Origin of the sequence: Aquimarina agarivorans (assembly GCF_000218485.1) — a bacterium.
GTDB classification, from domain to species: domain Bacteria; phylum Bacteroidota; class Bacteroidia; order Flavobacteriales; family Flavobacteriaceae; genus Aquimarina; species Aquimarina agarivorans.
On the sequence record NZ_AFPB01000075.1, the window covers coordinates 1 to 800 of the forward strand.

Annotated in this window: 1 protein-coding gene; it reads right to left on the reverse strand. The window is 35.1% G+C overall.

Features of this window, described 5'->3' with window-relative positions:
- Positions 1–800 (reverse strand): hypothetical protein (locus GMC_RS18955; protein ID WP_010520824.1); only part of this gene is annotated, 800 nt, incomplete at both ends.

The following is an 800-nucleotide window of genomic DNA, read 5'->3' on the forward strand; positions in this document are numbered from 1 at the left end:
CATATCTGTAGGTCTTTTTTTCTCCGAAAGGGGCGTATTGTATTGATGCAATTTGATAGTTCTTGAAGCCAATTTCAACATCCTGCCATTGGGTTATTTCTTTTATAGTGCCGTAAAGACTGGTGCAACGCTGCACTCGAATAAAGAAATACTCACTATTAGCTTCAACTACAGGAATAACGGTTTTAACAAATGAGCCACAATCCATACGGCTATATTTGGGTTTTATTCCAAATTTTTTAAGAGTATTGTAGGCGCGTTGAAGGGTTTGGTCTTGCTTGTATTTGACATTACTATTTCCATTTCTGTTTTCAATATAAACAGGGTGATTCCCAATGGTGGCAATTCCTGGAAAGTATCCATCGGCTTTTTTGTAACTGCGTTTTGAATCGTATTTAGCTGTGGGTATAAATTGATTGTCGTAATCAAAAATATAGTCTTGATTATTAGGGGAAAGTTGTTTGCAGTGAATTAAAAGTTCAATCATCAGTTCATTTAACTTCATATTGATATTGAAATCGTGTTGAACTGCTGTCGAGGAAATATAGGTTTGTTTGGTGGTCGCTAATTCTTTTTGCATTCGCAATAGCGTATCTGCTGAACAAACCGAAAAATCTTTTACTTGTTCTAATTCTCTGCGAAAATGTTCTGTAATATCTTCGGCACATTCTCCTCCACAGAGGGTCAATAGAAAATAAGAACGTATTAAATCAGAATAACAATAAGTCGATTTTGAACTCCTCGAACCAAGTTTTTGGTCAATTAGCTGATAGATAGAACTTTTACTAACAATATGATCA